The 2,296-nt window shown below is 71.3% G+C and carries 1 protein-coding gene and 1 pseudogene; both read right to left on the bottom strand.

The window, feature by feature from the left end; translation table 11 throughout:
* Nucleotides 1–1,856 (bottom strand): dynamin family protein (locus NA4_RS29840; RefSeq protein ID WP_067477544.1); only part of this gene is annotated, 1,856 nt, incomplete at its 3' end.
* A 37-nt stretch (nucleotides 1,857–1,893) separates the two neighbouring features.
* Nucleotides 1,894–2,296, bottom strand: a pseudogene (locus tag NA4_RS41655) (hypothetical protein); the annotation flags it as partial.

The following is a 2,296-nucleotide window of genomic DNA, read 5'->3' as shown; positions in this document are numbered from 1 at the left end:
GCTACCGTACCGGCGGGTCCCATCGGTAGCGCGGTCTGCATGGCATCGGCATAACGGCGCAGCTCGGCGACCACACGCAGCTGCTGTTCGAGCTGTGCGCCACGCTCGGCGCGGTGCGTGGTGACCATGGTCGCCGCCTCCTGCGCGGCGCGCAGCGACTCATCGATCGAGCGCAGGCTGCGCTCGGCGACGCCCGCGTAATGATCACGCAGCGCGCGGTGGATGCGGTGCAGGCGATCCTTGGACTCCTTGCCCGACTGGAACGCCACGTCGTCGACGAAGCGGCGCACCGCCGCCTTCCCCTCGTTGCGCCGTTTGGCCAACCTGGCCTGCTTGTCGTCCCGGAAAGCCTTGCCGCCCACCACGAGTCCAGCACCGATCGAAATCGGGTTGAGCAGCGCGAGCCCGGCGAAGGTACTGGCCAGCCCCACCATCAGCACGCCGCCGTAGGAGCCGCGCATGCCGACGAGCAGCTTGCTGCCGAAACCGATGTCGGGCTCCAGATCGGCGAGCGTGCCCGAGATGGCGCGGCCGGTGTCGGCGCGCAGGCCGGGCCGCACGTCCGGCAGGTCGACCGCGCCGACCTCGGAGAAATGCTCGGCGACCCGTTCGGCGAGCTGGATCGCCCGTGCGTGGGTCCACAGCAGGTTGTCCCCGAGCGCGGTGTCGACCGTGCCGGTGAGGTGTTCGGCGATGCGATCCCAGTGCCTGCCGGGATCGTGCTCGTCGATCCATTCCTCGGTGCTGCGGGCGATGGTGCGCAACCGGTCGCGCAGATCGTGCTCGACATCCCCGGCCAAGTCGGTGATGCCGTCGGCGAGGGTCTGCTGCCACGCCGCGGTTCTGCGGTGCAGCTCCTCGGCGGCGGCACGGGCGGATTGCAGCTCCCGCACCGCCGCCGCGCCTCGGGCCGGATCGCGGACGGCGACCAGCTCGCTGCCCAGCGCGAGCGCGAGATGTTCTGCGGCGGAGCGGATATCACGCGCGACCGCGGCACGGGTGGCCAGTTGGTCACGTGCCACGACCTGGTCGCGCAGGAATTGGTAGAGCACGCCGAACCCGGATTCCACACCCAGCTGGCTGTCCTGCAACCGCATCGCGTGGCTGCGCAGCAGCGACGACACCGGGATCATCGGCACGTCGAGGCGAGCTCGCGCGAGGTGGCCCAGATCGGCTTCGTGCACTTGGCGCCAGTGCGGGTAGAGGTCGGTCTTGGTGAGCAGCAGCGCGACCGTCGGGCACAGCTCGCGCACTTGGCGCAGGAAGGCCAGTTCCGGCTCGGTGAGCTCGGTCGACGCGTCCGACAGCACCAGCACCGCGTCCGCGGCGGGCACCAGCCCGAGCACACCCGCGGCGTGGGCGTTGCCGTGCCCGCCCACACCGGGAGTGTCGATCAGGACGATGCCGTCGGCCAGCAGCGCATTGGGAATCTGGACTTCGAGGCGCACGATCCGCCGCCCCTGCGCATGGGGAGATCGCGGCTCGATCGCACCGATCTCCGCGATCGGCACGGCGACTCTGGTCTCCGCGCCGCTGGAGTCGCCGTGCGCCGCGAGCACCAGTTCGGCTCGCGGCTCGGGGCCGTGCGACAGCAGCATCGGCACCGTGGTGGTGGCGTCGTCGCCGACCGGGCAGATGTCCAGGTTCAGCAGCGCGTTGACGAAACTGCTCTTCCCCTGGTCCAGCTGCCCGGCGACGACGATGCGCCGGCGCGGGTCACGGACCCGGTCGGCAGCCACCTCGAGGCGGCCGACCAGATCGTTGCGGCCCGCGGCGCGCGCCGCCGCGATGGTTTCACCGAGTACCGACAGCAGCGGTACCGCCGGTGGTGTGGCGTTCGGCGCGGGCATCCCCATCGCGGTATGGACCTCTTTCCGACGAACCGGTCAACTGTCAGTGCAGGAAAGTGTCGCCCGTCAGGTCGGCACTGGTCGAACCGGAGAGGTCCGCGCCCGCGTGGCCGTCGCCGAACAGGCCCGCGTCGGTCTGCCCACCCGTGGTGCTGTCCAGACCCGAACCGAAGGCGCTCGACACGTCCAGCGAGGACCACGTGTGCGCGGTCGAGCCGACGCTGCCGCCGAGACCCGCCCCGGTGTCCACCGCACCGTGCGTGGCGCCGCTCACCGAGCCGGCGAGTCCGGCGCCCGCGTCCGCCGCGCCGCCGACGGTCGAGTTCAGTCCGCCACCGAGCCCGGACGTGGTGTCGAGGCCCGCGGACAGGCCGGAGGTCGCGTGCGTACCGGCATCGATACCGCCGCTGATTCCGCTGTCCAGGCTCGAGCTCCACTGCGCGCCT

It is taken from the genome of Nocardia amamiensis NBRC 102102 (assembly GCF_001612745.1).
Taxonomy (GTDB): Bacteria; Actinomycetota; Actinomycetes; order Mycobacteriales; family Mycobacteriaceae; genus Nocardia; species Nocardia amamiensis.
This window is presented reverse-complemented; position numbering and strand designations above follow the sequence as displayed.